This window comes from Bradyrhizobium sp. SZCCHNRI2009, assembly GCF_032485115.1.
Lineage (GTDB): Bacteria > Pseudomonadota > Alphaproteobacteria > Rhizobiales > Xanthobacteraceae > Bradyrhizobium.
The window spans coordinates 707,486-723,656 of the sequence record NZ_JAUEUH010000001.1 but is presented as its reverse complement, the minus strand read 5'-3'; the positions used below and the strand labels follow the sequence as shown (position 1 = coordinate 723,656).

Annotated in this window: 15 protein-coding genes; 8 read left to right on the top strand and 7 right to left on the bottom strand. The window is 66.2% G+C overall.

Translation table 11 applies throughout. From position 1 onward, the window contains the following. Positions 1 to 12 precede the first annotated feature (12 nt). The 3 genes from QX041_RS03285 to QX041_RS03275 all read right to left on the bottom strand — a co-directional run bounded on the left by QX041_RS03285 (position 13) and on the right by QX041_RS03275 (position 2,038). Positions 13 to 636, bottom strand: a complete 624-nt coding sequence (locus tag QX041_RS03285; RefSeq protein ID WP_316164470.1) for a hypothetical protein — start codon at positions 634 to 636, stop codon at positions 13 to 15. A 104-nt stretch (positions 637 to 740) separates the two neighbouring features. Beyond that, positions 741 to 1,262 (bottom strand): xanthine phosphoribosyltransferase, encoded by a 522-nt coding sequence (gpt, locus tag QX041_RS03280; protein ID WP_315714724.1) that lies wholly within the window; start codon positions 1,260 to 1,262, stop codon positions 741 to 743. Positions 1,263 to 1,300: 38 nt separating this feature from the next. Beyond that, complete coding sequence (locus QX041_RS03275) at positions 1,301 to 2,038, bottom strand: competence/damage-inducible protein A (protein WP_316164469.1); 738 nt, start codon at positions 2,036 to 2,038, stop codon at positions 1,301 to 1,303. A 229-nt stretch (positions 2,039 to 2,267) separates the two neighbouring features. On the opposite strand from QX041_RS03275, the gene QX041_RS03270 reads away from it, so the two are divergent. From QX041_RS03270 to QX041_RS03250, 5 genes are all read left to right on the top strand, one after another. After that, positions 2,268 to 3,686 (top strand): circularly permuted type 2 ATP-grasp protein, encoded by a 1,419-nt coding sequence (locus tag QX041_RS03270; RefSeq protein WP_315749414.1) that lies wholly within the window; start codon positions 2,268 to 2,270, stop codon positions 3,684 to 3,686. Positions 3,687 to 3,775: 89 nt separating this feature from the next. Next, positions 3,776 to 4,720, top strand: a complete 945-nt coding sequence (locus QX041_RS03265) for an alpha-E domain-containing protein (protein ID WP_315714727.1) — start codon at positions 3,776 to 3,778, stop codon at positions 4,718 to 4,720. A gap of 172 nt (positions 4,721 to 4,892) precedes the next feature. Next, positions 4,893 to 5,741 carry a transglutaminase family protein gene (locus tag QX041_RS03260; RefSeq protein ID WP_315749412.1) on the top strand — a complete coding sequence of 283 codons (849 nt, stop codon included), beginning with the start codon at positions 4,893 to 4,895 and terminating at the stop codon, positions 5,739 to 5,741. A gap of 234 nt (positions 5,742 to 5,975) precedes the next feature. Next, entirely contained in the window at positions 5,976 to 6,734 is a 759-nt protein-coding gene (locus tag QX041_RS03255; RefSeq protein ID WP_315714729.1) for a peptidase, read from the top strand. Positions 6,735 to 6,768: 34 nt separating this feature from the next. Continuing rightward, positions 6,769 to 7,524 carry an SDR family oxidoreductase gene (locus QX041_RS03250; RefSeq protein WP_316164468.1) on the top strand — a complete coding sequence of 252 codons (756 nt, stop codon included), beginning with the start codon at positions 6,769 to 6,771 and terminating at the stop codon, positions 7,522 to 7,524. 209 nt (positions 7,525 to 7,733) lie between these two features. Here the strand turns inward: QX041_RS03250 and QX041_RS03245 are convergent, their stop codons facing one another. Then, entirely contained in the window at positions 7,734 to 8,960 is a 1,227-nt protein-coding gene (locus tag QX041_RS03245; protein WP_315749409.1) for an MFS transporter, read from the bottom strand. 117 nt (positions 8,961 to 9,077) lie between these two features. Between QX041_RS03245 and QX041_RS03240 the strand changes: the two genes are divergently transcribed. After that, positions 9,078 to 10,328 (top strand): NupC/NupG family nucleoside CNT transporter, encoded by a 1,251-nt coding sequence (locus tag QX041_RS03240; protein WP_315749407.1) that lies wholly within the window; start codon positions 9,078 to 9,080, stop codon positions 10,326 to 10,328. On the opposite strand, the gene QX041_RS03235 is transcribed toward QX041_RS03240, so the two are convergent. The 3 genes from QX041_RS03235 to QX041_RS03225 form a co-directional block, all read right to left on the bottom strand. Beyond that, positions 10,266 to 12,287 carry an acyltransferase family protein gene (locus tag QX041_RS03235; RefSeq protein ID WP_316164467.1) on the bottom strand — a complete coding sequence of 674 codons (2,022 nt, stop codon included), beginning with the start codon at positions 12,285 to 12,287 and terminating at the stop codon, positions 10,266 to 10,268. The genes QX041_RS03240 and QX041_RS03235 overlap by 63 nt on opposite strands. 221 nt (positions 12,288 to 12,508) lie before the next feature. Continuing rightward, a complete protein-coding gene (locus QX041_RS03230) occupies positions 12,509 to 13,114 on the bottom strand; it encodes a cupin (protein WP_315749404.1) in 606 nt (201 codons plus the stop codon). A 203-nt stretch (positions 13,115 to 13,317) separates the two neighbouring features. Beyond that, the gene (locus QX041_RS03225) at positions 13,318 to 13,602 is read right to left on the bottom strand and encodes an usg protein (RefSeq protein ID WP_315714735.1); all 285 of its coding nucleotides are present in this window, start codon (positions 13,600 to 13,602) and stop codon (positions 13,318 to 13,320) included. 379 nt (positions 13,603 to 13,981) lie between these two features. Between QX041_RS03225 and groES the strand changes: the two genes are divergently transcribed. Together groES and groL are read left to right on the top strand one after the other, a co-directional pair. Beyond that, on the top strand, positions 13,982 to 14,296 hold the full coding sequence (gene groES / locus QX041_RS03220; RefSeq protein ID WP_315714736.1) for a co-chaperone GroES: 315 nt from the start codon (positions 13,982 to 13,984) through the stop codon (positions 14,294 to 14,296). An 87-nt stretch (positions 14,297 to 14,383) separates the two neighbouring features. Continuing rightward, the gene (gene groL, locus QX041_RS03215; protein WP_315714737.1) at positions 14,384 to 16,024 is read left to right on the top strand and encodes a chaperonin GroEL; all 1,641 of its coding nucleotides are present in this window, start codon (positions 14,384 to 14,386) and stop codon (positions 16,022 to 16,024) included. Positions 16,025 to 16,171 lie beyond the last annotated feature (147 nt).

The window sequence follows — 16,171 nt, the reverse complement described above, 5'->3', positions numbered from 1 at the left end:
ACGGCGCCCCGATCACCCGACGGTCATCGCGCTCGGATGCAGCACCGGCGCGTAGCCCGCCTTGATCGCGCGCAGCGTCGAGGGCGGGGTCAACAGCAACGCGTCGGTGATCCCTGCGCGTGGCGCGTCATAGCCCGCCGCCGACCAGGGCAGCGCCCTGCCTTTTCGGATCAGAAAGCTCTCCTCGCCTGCCTGCACCATGGCCCCGTCAGGCAAGGCGGCGAGCGGCGTCGGCAGCGGATGCAGGCGCTTGCGACCGCGATCGAGGCGCTCGCGATGGAGCACGCGATCAATCTCGGAGATGCGCAGAGCCCCGACGCCGTTGCCCTCTTGCCATGCGGCGCGAAACCTCTTGGCGTCGTCGCGCCGGCAATAGAAGCAGGGGCGATGGCCGGCGGCGAGCGCGGTCGCCTCGTCAAGGAAGAACAGCTCGGTCCAGCTTTGCGTTGCCATGACCTTTCGGCGCTTGCCGCGAAACTCGCACAGGCAGACCAGCCAGGCGGGGCTCGACCAGCGCTTCCGCAACAGCGTCTTCGTCGCGGGGTCGTGGATGATGCCGCGATTTCCGGTGAAGAGGCCGCGATGCGGCGCGGCGACGATATCGCCCATCGGCGTGACGCGGTTCTGCAGCGGCATGGCGAGCCTTCGGCTGGCGAATAGCGAATGGGGAGTAGCGAATAGCGAACGCCTCGCCCACCCGAATTCCCTATTCGCTACTCCCTATTCGCCACTCTCCGGGCTTACGCCGCCCCGTCGCGCAGCGGCGGCGCGAACGACAGCGCGGTGTCCCAGGGGAAGAAGATCCAGGTGTCCTGCGACACCTCGGTGATGAAGGTGTCGACCAGCGGCCGGCCCTTCGGCTTGGCGTAGACGGTGGCGAAATGGGCGTCGGGGAGGATCTCGCGGACCATGCGTCCGGTCTTGCCGGTATCGACGAGATCATCGACGATCAGGAGCCCCTTGCCGGTGCCGCCGCCGAGTTGCGCCGTGTCGGCCGAGATGCCCTTCAGGACCTGCAGCTCGCCCTGCTTGGTGTGGTCATAGCTCGCGATGCAGATCGTATCGATGACGCGCACGCCAAGCTCGCGCGCCACGATCGCCGCCGGCACCAGTCCGCCGCGGGTGATGGCCACGACGGCATGAAACGGCCCGATCTCGTTCAGCCGCCAGGTCAGCGCCCGGCAATCGCGATGAAACTGGTCCCAGGACACCGGGAAGGCCCGGCCCGCGCGCTCCTCTGCACTCAAAGTCTTGTCTGGCATCTCATCTCGTCCGTGAGTTCTCGAAAGCTGCACCTGCTTTAGCGCGTCACATTCAGCCCGGCGAGCATCTCCTTCACGGCCGCCATCGCGGCCGACAGCTTGTCCTGGTCGCGCGAGCGCACCACCAGATGCGTGTTCGGCTTCTGGTCCTCGTCGATGAAGGGATAGCTGCCGATGATGGTCTCGGGGTGCGCCTTGGCGATCTCGCGCAGGGGGCCGCCGATATCGCCCTCGCGGGCATTGGCGCGCACGGTCTCCGACAGCATGCGCACGCCCGATTTCAGCTTCGGCGCGACGATGTCCATCATCGCCTGCATGATCGACGGCACGCCGGCCATGACGATGACGTTGCCGAGCTTGAAGCCGGGCGCCAGGATGGTGGCGCTCTGGATCAGCTCGGCGCCGTCGGGGATGCGCGCCATGCGCAGCCGCGCCTCGTTGAGCTCCTGCTCGCTCCAGCGCTCGCGGAAGCGCGCCACCACCTCGGGATGGTGGTCGATGCCGACGCCGAACGCCTTGGCGATCGCATCCGCGGTGATGTCGTCATGGGTCGGACCGATGCCGCCGGTGGTGAACACATAGGTGTAGTGATGCCGCAGCGCATCGAGCGCCGCGATGATGTCCGGCTCGTCGTCGGAGACCACCCGGACCTCCTTGAGGTCGATGCCGAGATTGGTGAGGTATTCGGCGATGAAGCCGATGTTCTTGTCCTTGGTGCGGCCGGACAGGATCTCGTCGCCGATGACCAGCAACCCCGCGGTGACGATCTCGCTCATGGTTTCTCCTCGCATCTGTCGTCTCTTTTGGCCCGCCACGGCGCCAATGTCATCCGGAACGTCGCAGTCTATGCCGCGGATTTGAGCACCACGCAGCCGGTTTTTCGGGCACGGCCTTCGCACCCCCCCACGAAATGCCGCAGGAGAATGCATATCGCGCTGGCCCGCCCCTTGCTACCATCCCGAGGAGTCATGCAGTGTATGGCGAGGCTGGGACACACGGGCATCTATGGCAGTTGCGTTCGACGAAATGAACGGGCCGGGCGGCGAGGTCCGTCAGGCGTATCAGGAGCTGTCGCGGTGGCTGAAGGAAACGCCGCCGGAGGCGCTAGAGTATCGCCGCCACGAAGCGGAGCTGTTGTTCCGGCGAATCGGCATCACCTTCGCGGTCTACGGCGAGGCGGAGGCGCAGGAGCGGCTGATCCCGTTCGACGTCATCCCGCGCATCCTCTCGGGCAAGGAATGGACCCTGCTGGAGAAGGGACTGAAGCAGCGCGTCAAGGCGCTGAACATGTTCCTGCGCGACATCTATCATGGCCGGGACATCCTCCGCGCCAACGTCATCCCGGATGACTTGATCTTCCAGAACCCGGTGTTCCGCCCGGAGATGAACGGCCAGGACGTGCCGCACGACGTCTACGTCCATATCGCCGGCATCGACATCGTCCGCGTCGACGCCAACGACTTCATCGTGCTCGAGGACAACGCGCGCACGCCGTCGGGCGTGTCCTACATGCTGGAAAACCGCGAGATCATGATGCGGCTGTTTCCGGACCTGTTCGCGCGCCACCGCGTCGCGCCGGTCGAGCGCTATCCGGACGAATTGCTGTCGGCGTTGCGCTCGGTGGCGCCGCTCAGCGCCTCGGCCGAGCCGACGGTAGCGCTGATGACGCCGGGCATCTACAACTCCGCCTATTACGAGCACTCGTTCCTGGCCGACAAGCTCGGCATCGAGCTGGTCGAGGGCCGCGACCTCATCGTCAAGAACGACGAGGTGTTCATGCGCACTACCGAGGGGCTGAAGCGGGTCGACGTGATCTACCGCCGCGTCGACGACGACTTCCTCGACCCCCTCACCTTCCGCCCGGATTCGGCGCTCGGCGTGCCCGGCCTGATGTCGGCCTATGTTGCCGGCAACGTGACGCTCGCCAACGCGGTCGGCACCGGCATCGCCGACGACAAGGCGATCTACTCCTACATGCCCGATGTCGTGAAGTTCTATCTCGGCGAGGAGCCGATCCTGAAGAACGTGCAGACCTGGCGCTGCCGTGAGCCGCAGGATCTGTCCTACGTGCTCGACCATCTCGGCGAGCTCGTCGTCAAGGAGGTTCACGGCTCCGGCGGCTACGGCATGCTGATCGGCCCGGCCGCCACCAAGGCGACCATCGAGGCGTTCCGCGACAAGCTGAAGCGCGAGCCGGAGGGCTTCATCGCGCAGCCGACGCTGGCGCTGTCGACCTGCCCGACCTGCGTCACGTCAGGGCTGGCACCGCGCCATGTCGATTTGCGCCCGTTCGTGCTGACCGGCCGCGACCGCACCACCATCGTGCCCGGCGGCCTCACCCGCGTGGCGCTGAAGGAAGGCTCGCTGGTGGTGAATTCCAGCCAGGGCGGCGGCACCAAGGACACATGGGTGCTGGATGAGTAAGCCTCGCCGCCCTCGCTTCACGCGCTTCGTTCCCGTGCATGCCTTCCCCCTCGCCGGGGCGGGTTCACATCGCACCTCATAGATTGCCCATGCTGTCGCGCACCGCCGAAAATCTGTACTGGCTGGCCCGCTACGTCGAGCGCGCCGAGTACCTCGCCCGCACCATCGACGCCACCCTGCGCGTCACGGCGCTTCCCGCGGCCTATATCGGCAAGACCAATGAGTGGGAATCGGCGCTGATGACCGCCGGCGTCAACGTCAGCTTCTACGAGCATTACTCCGAGGCCAACGAGCAGAACGTCGTCGAATATCTCTCGTTCAACCAGTCGAACCCGTCCTCGATCAAGAACTGCATCGAGGCCGCCCGCCTCAACGCCCGCTCGGTGCGGACGGCGCTGACGTCGGAGATGTGGGACACCCTCAACGGCTCCTGGATCGAGCTCCAGGAGGTCTGGAGCAAGGGCACCAAGACGCGCGAGGAGCTGGCGCGCTTCCTGCGCTTCGTGCAGGAAACCTCGCTGCGCTTCGACGGCTCGGCCTACCGGACCATGCTGCGCAACGACGCCTACTGGTTCTCGCGGCTCGGGCTGCATCTGGAGCGCGCCGACAACACCGCCCGCATCCTCGACGTCAAATATCACGTGTTACTGCCCGAGGAGGAGCATGTCGGCGGCCCGCTGGACTATTATCAGTGGACCTCGATCCTGCGTTCGGTCTCGGCCCTCACGGCCTATCACTGGGTCTATCGCGAGACGCTGAAGCCCTGGCTGATCGCGGACCTGCTGATCCTCAACGACACGCTGCCGCGCTCGCTGGCGAGCTGCTACGGCAACCTCGTCCGCAATCTCGACCAGATTGGCGTCGCCTATGGCCGCCAGGGGGCGGCGCAGCGCCATGCCCGCGGCGTCCGCAACCGGCTCGACCACTCCAACATGGACGACATTTTCCAGCGCGGCGTGCACGAGTTCATCCAGGAGTTCATCGCCGACAATTCACGGCTCGGAGAGATCATCACCAAGCAGTATCTGATCTGAGCGCCTGGAGCGCGGCGAATACGGCGATGGGCGGCCGTCGGACTGTGACTGCGAGACCACGTCCGGCACCCGGCCCCCTGCCCTCCGCCCGACGGATCCTCCTTCCCCCTTTCAGGGAGAGGTGAAACGAGCTACCGCGGACAGCACATCTGACGAAGACTGGTCGACCGCCATGCGCCTGCGTATCTCCCATTCCACCACCTACCGCTACGAGCCGGCGGCGACCGGCGCGATCCAGATCATCCGCATGACGCCCGGCAGCAATGACGGCCAATATGTGGCGGAGTGGCAGATCGACGTGTCGACCGATTCCCGCCTCGACATGCACGAGGACGCATTCGGCAACGTCACCCACGTGATCACGCATGGCGCGCTCGAGGACCTCACGATCACCGCCGAAGGACTGGTCGAGACCCACGACACCGGCGGCGTGCTGAAGGGAGCGGACGAACGCTTCCCACCCAGCTTCTTCCTCCGGCAGACGCCGCTCACGGCCGCAAATGCGGCCATGGCCGCCGTCGTGCGCGATCTGCGCGCGGAGTCGGAGAGCGACGTACTCGGCCTCCTGCACACGCTGATGATGCAGGTCTACGAGCACATGACCTTCGACGAGGATCCGACCCACAGCGGCACCTCGGCGGCGGAAGCCTTCGTGCTGAAGCGCGGCGTCTGCCAGGACTATGCGCATATCTTCATCGCCTGCGCGCGCGCCGCCGGCATTCCCGCGCGTTTCGTATCCGGCCACTTCCTGCGTTCCGATGGTGCAGTGCACCAGGAGGCCGGCCATGCCTGGGCGGAAGCCTATGTACCGGATCTCGGCTGGGTCGGTTTCGACGCCGCCAACTGCATCTGCACCACCGACGCTCATGTCCGGGTCGCGATCGGACTCGATTATCTCGGCGCGGCGCCGGTGCGCGGCACACGCTATGGCGGCGGCACCGAGACGCTCACCGTGAAAGTGAAGGTCGAGCAGGTCGGCCGCGGCGGTCCGTCGCAATCCCAGTCGCAGCGGCAGTCCTGAATTCTGGAACGCGCGCTCCAGCCATGGTGTCGTTCCGGGGCGCGCGAAGCGCGTGCCCGGAATCCATCGGGCGGCAGAATGCACGGAGGGATGGATTCCGGGCTCGTCGCTTCGCTCCGCCCCGGAATGACGACCTTTTGTGGAGCGACCGCTCATTCCGGCTTCGACATTGGCGGGGGTGGACGGGAGGCCGATTTTCGCTAGTAATTCGCGCAATGGCTCGAGGGGACTGAGATGACCTATTGCTGCGGAATTCTGGTGCGTGACGGCCTCGTCATGATCGCGGACACCCGAACCAATGCCGGTCTCGACAACGTCTCGACCTTCCGCAAGCTGCACATCTTCTCCAATCCGGGCGAGCGCATCGTGGCGGTCGCCAGCGCCGGCAATCTCGCCATCAGCCAGTCCGTCCTATCGACCTTGACTGAAGGGATGGAAGACCCCGACACCGGCGAGGTGGAGACGCTGATGAATGCGCCGACCATGTTCCAGGCGGCGCAGCGTATCGGCAAGGCGATCCGCATGGTGCACGCCACCGAAGGGCCGGCCCTGAAGGCCGAGGACATCTCGTTCGACGTCTCGTTCCTGTTCGGCGGCCAGATCAAGGGCTCGCGGATGCGGCTGTTCATGGTCTACACCGCCGGCAACTTCATCGAATGCACCACCGACACGCCGTACTTGCAGATCGGCGAGCACAAATACGGCAAGCCGGTGCTCGACCGCGCCATGCATTACGACGTCGAGCTCTACGAGGCGCTGAAGACGGGCCTGATCTCGATGGACTCGACGATGCGCTCCAATCTCGGCGTCGGCCTGCCGATCGACGTCCTGGTCGTGCGCGCGGAGGCCTGCGAGGCAGACCTCAATCATCGCATCGAGGCCGGCGAGCCCTATTTCCACGATCTCCGCTCGCGCTGGTCGGCGGCCCTGCGCGCTGCGCATAACAACATTCCAAGGCCGCCCTATAAGACTCAGAGCGAGTCAAAACACTGAAACTGCAAAACACTTGAACTGAAGGTGAGGAAACATGGCTGAAGCGGCAAAGAAGATCGCGCTGGTGACAGGCGCAGGCACGGGGGTCGGCCGCGCCGCATCGCTCGCGTTGATGAACTCCGGCTTCACCGTGGTGCTGGCCGGTCGCCGCAAGGAGATGCTGGAGGAGACCGCCAAGCTCGGCCCAGCCGGCATGAGCCTCCCCGTCTCCGCCGATATGATGGACCCCGCCTCGATCGCGGCGCTGTTCGACACCGTGACGTCGACCTACGGCCGGCTCGACGTGCTGTTCAACAATGCCGGCATGGGCGCGCCACCGGTGCCATTCGAGGACCTCACCCTGCAGCAATGGCAGTCGGTGGTGGCGACCAACCTCACTGCGCCGTTCCTGTGCACGCAGCACGCCTTCCGCATCATGAAGGATCAATCGCCGCGCGGCGGCCGCATCATCAACAACGGCTCGATCTCGGCGCACGCGCCGCGGCCGTTCTCCTCGCCCTACACCTCGACGAAGCACGCGATCACGGGTCTGACGAAAGCGTCGAACCTCGACGGCCGCGCCTATGACATCGCGGTCGGCCAGATCGACATCGGCAACGCCGAGACGCCGATGACCGAGCGCATGGTCGGCGGCGTGCTGCAGCCCGACGGCCGCATGATGCCGGAGCCCCGCATGGACGTGAAGGCGGTCGGCGACGCCGTCGCCTACATGGCCTCGCTGCCGCTCGACGCCAACGTCCTGTTCATCACGGTGATGGCGACGAAGATGCCGTTCGTGGGACGGGGGTGATCACTTCTTTCAGATCCCGCTCCCTGCTCTCTCCACTCGTCATTCCGGGGCGCGCGAAGCGCGAGCCCGGAATCCATAGCCACACGCGGTGGTGTGGCGCGAGATGGATGTGGCATTTATCTTCGTCACACGACGTCTCATGGTGATGGATTCCGGGCTCATCGCTGCGCGATGCCCCGGAATGACGGAGAGAGCGCAGCCGGCTCGCCCTACTCCAACCGCTCCACCTTCCGCAGCTCCGGAAACAGCTTCATCCACGCCAGCGCGATCGCGATGGTGCCGACGCCGCCGAGGATGGCGGCGGGCATGGCCCCTAACAGCGCGGCGGTGACGCCGCTCTCGAACTGGCCGAGCTGGTTGGAGGCGTTGATGAACAGGAAGTTCACCGCGCCGACGCGGCCGCGCATCTCGTTGGGCGTGGCGAGCTGAACGAGCGAAAAGCGGATCACGACGCTGACGGTGTCGGCGGCGCCGAGAACGGCGAGCGCAGCGACCGAGATCCACATCACATGCGAGACGGCGAACACGACCGTCGCCGCACCGAACACGATGACCGCCTGGAACATGCGCAGGCCGACGCGCCGCCGAATGGTGTAGCGCGCCAGCACCGCCGTCATCGCCAGCGCGCCGACCGCGGGCGCGGCGCGCAGCACGCCGAGCCCGAACGGCCCGGTGTCGAGGATATCGCGCGCATAGATCGGCAGCAGCGCAGTGACGCCGCCGAGCAGCACCGCGAACAGATCGAGCGAGATGGTGCCGAGGATCGCCGGATTGGCGCGGATGAAGCGGACGCCGGCGAACAGATCGTCCTTGCTGCCCTCGAGCCGCTCGGCCGGCACGTCATCAGGCACCTGCATCAGGCCGGTCAGGGCCATGCCTCCGATCCAGAACAGCATCATGATGCCGTAGGGCACACCGGGCGCGACCGCATAGGCGAAGCCGCCGATCGCAGGCCCCGCGATGGTCGCGAGCTGCGCTGCACCGCTGGACAGCGCGCTGGCCCGCTGCAAGGTCCCGGACGGCGCGATCAGCGGCAGCAGCGCCGCCGTGGCCGGGCTTTCGAAGGCGCCGGCAATGCCGAGCACGAAGACGGCCGCGAACAGCTGGAATTCGCCGAGCTGACCGGCGTAAGCGCCCCAGCACAGATAGAGCGCCGTCAGCGCCTCGACGAGCTGACAGAGCTGCACGACGCGCTTGCGCTGGAATCGGTCGGCGGCGCTGCCGGCGACGAACACCAGCAGTGCCGTTGGCAGGAACTGGATCAGCCCGACCATGCCGAGATCGAAGGCGCGCCCGGTCAGGTCGTAGATCTGCCAGCCGATCGCCACCGCCGCGATCTGGCTCGCAAAGCGCGACAGGCTGCGGGACGACAGGAAGAACAGGAATGCGCTTTGCTTCAAGAGATCGCGCGCGCCGATCGGGACGGTGGACGACATGATGGCGCCTGCGTGACGCAGCCCTCACTGCTTGTCAATCGCGGGCCCCGCATGGCCGCGCGGCATTGCACGCGGCAGTTCCCTGCGCCCATAATGAAACGGGGTTCGGGGGATCTGATGCTTCAGCTGCAATCGGCGTTCGGGATAATCGCACTGCTCGCGATCGCATGGGCGCTCGGTGAAAACCGGCGCGCGGTGTCGTTGAAGCAGGCCGGGCTCGGGCTGGTGGTGACGCTCGTGACGGCCATTGTCCTGCTCAAGGTGCCTGCGGTCGCCCGCGCGTTCGGCGCCATCAACGACGTCGTGGGCGCCATCTCGTCGGCCTCCCGGGCCGGCACCTCCTTCGTCTTCGGCTATGTCGGCGGCGGCGCCCTGCCCTTCGAGCTGAAGGCGCCCGGTGCCGATTTCGTGCTCGCCTTCCAGGCGCTGCCGATCGTGCTGGTCATGAGCGTGATCACGACGCTGTTGTTCTACTGGCGCGTGCTGCCGCCCTTGGTGCGCGGCATGGCCTGGCTGCTGGAGCGCACCCTCGGCGTCGGCGGCGCCGTCGGCCTGTCGACCGCCGCGAATGTCTTCCTCGGCATGGTCGAAGCGCCGCTGTTCATCCGGCCGTATCTGGCGCAGATGACGCGCAGCGAATTGTTTCTCGTCATGACCGGCGGCATGGCCGGCATCGCCGGCACCGTGCTGGTGCTCTACGCCACGCTGCTGGCGCCACTGATCCCGGATGCCGCCGCGCATTTCGTCATCGCCTCGGTGCTCGGCGCGCCGGCGTCGATCCTGGTCAGCCTGATCATGGTGCCGGAGACGTCGAAGCAGCTCACCGGCGGCGCGCTCGGCGATCCCGGGACTCAGGCTACCTCGACCATGGACGCGATCGTCAAGGGCACCAGCGCCGGGCTCGAACTCCTGATGAACATCGTGGCGCTACTGCTGGTGCTGGTCGCGCTGGTGCATCTCGCCAACGCGATCCTGTCGCTCTTGCCCGCCATCGGCGGCGCCGACATCTCGCTGCAGCGGCTGCTCGGCCTCGTGATGGCGCCGGTGTGCTGGCTGATGGGCCTGCCGTGGTCGGAGGCCGTCACGGCCGGCAGCCTGATGGGCACCAAGACGGTGCTGAACGAGCTGATCGCCTATGTCGAGCTGGCCAAGCTCGATGCAGGCGCGCTCGATCCGCGCGCGCGGCTGATCATGCTGTACGCGATGTGCGGCTTCGCCAACTTCGCCAGCCTCGGCATCATGATCGGCGGCCTCGGCACCATGGCGCCGACCCGGCGCGACGAGATCAACGCGCTCGGCCTGAAATCAATCGTCTCGGGCACCCTCACCACCTGCCTGATGGGTGCGATCGTCGGCCTGCTGACGTGAGCTGAGCTCGGTCGTCTTCGGGAGAAGCAGCGGCGCGATCCGGGCCATCACGAGCTGCGAGCCCGCCGCCGTGAGATGCGCGTGGTCGAACGACAGCGGGACGTCTCCGACCGTGAGCGGACAGCGTCCGTTCTCGCAGACCGCCGACAGGATCGAGATGTAGGACAGGCCTTCGCTCGTCGACAGCGCCGCCTGCATCGCCTGATCCAGCGCAAAGATATCGGATCGGACGAACGCAACGGGATCCGACGCCATGCCGCGCAAGGTGGCGCGCGCCAGCATCGAGGGCAGCCGCGCCCGGAATTGCACGGAGGGACCGAGCAGCACCACCGGAATGCCGGCATCACTGAGCCGAGACAGGGTCGACCTGAGGTCGCGCACCATTCCGGCAAAGCGCGGCGATCGGGCATCTTCGAGCCAATCTGCTGACATCACCACCAGATCGGGCCGGTGCGCCGCGAAGTAGTCGCGCATCTGGGCCGCCAGCGCGCGGCAGGCGGCCACGCCCTGCGTCTCCGCGTTGAAGGTCGGCATGCAGGTGGGCTGGCTCGCCTGCATGATGTTGACGGTGTCCGGATCGAGCTCGGCCTTGAGGCCGTGGTAGTAGTGCGCGGCAAAGCTGTCGCCCCACAGCAGCAAGTTGGTCTTGCCAGGCACTGGACGGAGACAATCCTCGGGCACGCGCCCGTCCGGCGTCGTGAAGCAGGTGCCGTAGCGATAGACCGGCTTCATGTCGTAGGCGTTGTAGGCGTCCAGCCGCTGCGCCGCGCGGTCGGCGTCCGACACGGCGCCGGCGCGCAACAGACCCACGCCGCTGCCGGCCAGCAGCAGCAGGCTTGCCAGCGCCGCAAGACCGAAGGCCGCGCGCGGGGTCACTGCGAGTTTGCGATGGCGGAACGGCTGCTCGATGAAGCGCCAGGACAGCGTGGCGACTGCGACCGTGAGCGCGAACAACGCCACCCGCTCCCAGCCGTCGAGCGCGAGGCCGGGCTTGGCGAAGCGCGCGAAGGCGAACAACGGCCAGTGCCACAGATACAGCGAATAGGAAATGCGGCCGAAGAACGCCGCCACGCCGAGCGGCGATAGCGGGCTACGCGGCACGTTGGCCACGCCGGCGCCGCTCCACAGGAACAGCGCGGCACCAAGGCATGGCGCCAGCGCGTCGACGCCGGGGAAACCCGGTCCGGGGCGCAGCGCCAGAATCGGCACCGCCATCAGCAGCAGCGACAGCGCGCGGGCGCCGCGCCGTGCGAGACCAGGCCGCGGTGCGTGAAGGCCGGATATCGCGACCAGGCTGCCGAGCAGGAATTCCCAGGCGCGCGGCGGGCTGAGGAAGAATGCGCTCGCGGACGCGCCCTCGCGCATCAGCAGCAAACCGAGCGCGAACGAGCCGGCAGCCAGCAGCGCCAGCGTGAAAGTCAGCGCCAGCCTGCGGCCGCGCGCTATCAGCAACACGGCCCAGACCACGATCGGCAGCACCAGATAGAACTGCTCCTCGACCGCGAGCGACCAGGCGTGCAGCAGCGGCTTCTCCACCGCGGCGTGGTCGAAATAGCCCGACTGCTGCCAGAAGAAGACGTTCGAAGTGAAGGTGACGACGGCGGCCGCGGAACGGAAGAATTCGGCGCGCTCGGAGCCCAGCATGTCCTGCGACGCCGGGAGCGCCGCGAACGCCACCATGGCGTAGAGCGCCGGCAGCAGCCGCCGCACCCTCCGCTCGTAGAATTGCACGAACGAGAAGCGGCCCGCCCCGATCTCCGCGGCGATGATGCCGGTGATCAGGTAGCCGGAGATGACGAAGAAGATGTCGACGCCGACGAAGCCGCCGAAGATCGCCGGCGCCTCGAAATGGAATGCGACGACGGAGAGCACCGCGATGGCGCGCAGCCAGTCGATGTCCTCGCGATGTCCTACACCCGAAGCCGAGCCGGCGCCCGCGCTGGCGAAGCGGGGCTGCATCGATGCGCGCGTGCGAGGCGCGCGCGGGATCGTGGGAGCGAACTGGACGACGAAGCGCGGCAACGGGACGGGTACGCCTTTACGCAAGCCCGCGGCGAACACCTCTTACGGATTCGTCGCCGGCCCATCCGTCCCAGTGACGCGAGACCGGATGTCAACACACACGCGCGATGGGACCGCCGTCCATCGCGCGCAAATGTTTCCATCCATTTCTGTCGGCTTTACGTCGACAGTTCGACGGTTTTGAAGTCGGCCGGCAGGATCACTTCCAGCAGCTCGACGTCGTCGGAATAGTCGAGGATCATGTGCCGGATCTTCGGCGGCTGGGTCCAGCAGCTGCCCTCCTGCATCAGCGTCTCGCCGACGCCTTCGAGGTAGCTCTTCACCCAGCCCTTGAGCACATAGACCATCTGGAAGTCGACCGCATGGGTGTGCAGCTTGGAGACTTCCTGCGGATTGCACGGCGGCAGCATGCGGATGACATGCGCGCGCGCCAAACCGTGCGTCGCGTCGGCGATGCCGAGGTCGCGGTAATGGGCATAGGCGCGCAGGCCGTCGGCCTTGAAGTCCTCCTCGCGGTGATGGCTGATCGCGACCTTCTGTTTGCGGCGGCGCGGCGCCGGCGCTGGTCGCCCCTTGCTCGCCAGCGCCTTGCGCGCCGAGGGCGCAGCCGCCCGGCCCGGCTTGGCGGGCGTCTTCGCCAGCGGCTTGGCGCTAGTTCTCGTAACGGCCTTCGCCGTCGCCTTACTGCTCTTGCCGGTCTTCAGCGCCGCTGACTTGGCGGCGGCGCGTGATGCGGGCTTGGTCGTCCGGCTCTTGGTGGCCATGGTGCTCTCCCTGCGTATCCTCGTCGCGAGGGTAGCACATATTGGAGAGTCCCAGCAGCCGCTCCAACAAAGGTCGTCATTCCAGGGCGTGCGAAGCACGAGCCCGGAATCCATTCCTCCGCGCGTTCTGCCGCCCGATGGATTCCGGGCTCGCGCTTCGCGCGCCCCGGAATCTCATGAGGCGGCAGCGGTGGCTGTCAGCCTCAATGCAGCCGGAAGACGCCGTCGACGGCGCGCAGCTCGGCCGGCTTGATCAGCTTGGAATGCGCCACCGTGACCGAATACAGCGGACCCTCGATCTTCTCCTGCCAGAACGCCAGGAAGTCCTGCAGCGCCGGGAATTTCGGAAACAGGTCGTAGTTCTGCCAGACATAGGTCTGCAGCAGCGAGCGATGGTCCGGCATCCGATACAGGATCTGCGCCGTCGTCAGCCCGTAACCCAGCACCTGTTTCCGAAAGTCCTCGGAAACCTCAACCTTCGACACCATGCCAACCTCCGTTTCTGGAGCGCATGTCCGTGTGGCCATCCGGGATGGAGCCACCCGGCAAAGATGCGCTCACTGCCTAGAAATGTGACGCATGTCCTCAACCCATCTCAAGCTTAAATGTTTAACGACATGTTGAAAAATGCTGCATTAGCAGCCACTTAGCCCAGGTGCTAATACGGGGTTTCATGGTTCGTTCCGCTCCCGTTAACGCTATCGGAACGCTTTGGCAGAGCCCGCAGTTGACTGCTAATTTTTCTGCTACAAGCCCTTGCCCGGCTGAATGCTCTCCCCTAAATCCAGCCTGCGTGCTGGCACTCGCCGGCGCCGACTGCCAAATTTCCAGAAACTGACAATCGCCTCAATAGCTTAGGAGGACTGTATGGCTTTCCGTCCGCTTCACGACCGCGTCGTGGTCAAGCGCATCGACGCCGAAGAGAAGACCGCTGGCGGCATCATCATCCCCGACTCGGCCAAGGAAAAGCCCTCGCAGGGCGAAGTGATCGCGGTGGGCCCGGGCGCCCGCGACGAGAGCGGCAAGCTGGTCCCGCTCGACGTCCAGGTCGGTGATCGCGTGCTGTTCGGCAAGTGGTCGGGCACCGAGGTCAAGATCGACGGCCACGAGCTGCTGATCATGAAGGAAAGCGACATCATGGGCGTGCTCACCGACACCGCGTCGAAGAAGAAGGCCGCCTAAGCCAACCCGCTCAACGCTCACCCTGAGGAGCGCCTGCGGGCGCCCTGCCCAGGGTGAGACGACCAATTCAACTCAGGGAAACCCAATATGTCAGCAAAAGACGTAAAGTTCGGCGTCGACGCTCGCGACCGCATGCTGCGCGGCGTGGACATCCTCGCCAATGCCGTCAAGGTCACGCTCGGTCCGAAGGGCCGCAACGTCGTCCTCGACAAGTCGTTCGGCGCGCCGCGCATCACCAAGGACGGCGTCACCGTCGCCAAGGAGATCGAGCTCGACGACAAGTTCGAGAACATGGGCGCGCAGATGGTGCGCGAGGTCGCCTCGAAGTCCGCTGATGCGGCCGGCGACGGCACCACCACCGCGACCGTGCTGGCCCAGGCCATCGTGCGCGAAGGCGCCAAGGCGGTTGCCGCCGGCATGAACCCGATGGATCTGAAGCGCGGCATCGACCTCGCGGTCGAGGCGGTCGTTGCCGACCTCGTCAAGAACTCCAAGAAGGTCACGTCGAACGACGAGATCGCCCAGGTCGGCACCATCTCCGCCAACGGCGACGCCGAGATCGGCAAGTTCCTCGCCGACGCCATGAAGAAGGTCGGCAACGAGGGTGTCATCACCGTCGAGGAAGCCAAGTCGCTCGAGACCGAGCTCGACGTCGTCGAGGGCATGCAGTTCGACCGCGGCTACATCTCGCCCTACTTCGTCACCAACGCCGACAAGATGCGCGTCGAGATGGATGACGCCTACATCCTGATCAACGAGAAGAAGCTGTCGTCGCTGAACGAGCTGCTGCCGCTGCTCGAGGCCGTGGTGCAGACCGGCAAGCCGCTGGTCATCGTCGCCGAGGACGTCGAGGGCGAGGCGCTGGCTACGCTCGTCGTCAACCGCCTCCGTGGCGGCCTGAAGGTCGCGGCCGTCAAGGCTCCGGGCTTCGGCGATCGCCGCAAGGCCATGCTGCAGGACATCGCGATCCTGACCGGCGGCCAGGCGATCTCGGAAGATCTCGGCATCAAGCTCGAGAACGTCAACCTCTCCATGCTCGGCCGCGCCAAGAAGGTGATGATCGACAAGGAGAACACCACGATCGTCAACGGCGCCGGCAAGAAGGCCGACATCGAGGCGCGCGTTCAGCAGATCAAGGCGCAGATCGAGGAGACCACCTCGGACTACGACCGTGAGAAGCTGCAGGAGCGTCTGGCCAAGCTCGCGGGCGGCGTCGCGGTGATCCGCGTCGGCGGCGCGACCGAGGTCGAGGTCAAGGAGCGCAAGGATCGCGTGGATGACGCGATGCATGCGACCCGCGCGGCTGTCGAGGAAGGCATCCTGCCGGGCGGCGGCGTCGCCCTGCTCCGGGCGTCCGAGCAGCTCAAGGGCCTGCGCACCAAGAACGACGACCAGAAGACCGGCATCGAGATCGTCCGCAAGGCGCTCTCCGCCCCGGCCCGCCAGATCGCGATCAACGCGGGCGAGGACGGCTCGGTCATCGTCGGCAAGATCCTGGAGAAGGACCAGTACGCCTATGGCTTCGACAGCCAGACCGGCGAGTACGGCAACCTGGTCTCCAAGGGCATCATCGACCCGACCAAGGTGGTTCGCGCCGCGATCCAGAACGCCGCCTCCGTGGCTGCGCTGCTGATCACGACCGAAGCCATGGTCGCCGAGCTGCCGAAGAAGAACGCCGGCGGCCCCGCGATGCCTCCGGGCGGCGGCATGGGCGGCATGGACTTCTAAGTCCGACGCTTCGTCGCAGACGACAATTGCAAAACCCCGGCAGCGATGCCGGGGTTTTCGTTTGTGCTGGAATTGTCGCATCGCCAGCCTCGGTTTCGGGCTCATGCCCCCGATGCATTCAATGCGTAGTTCAGATGAGCGCACGCC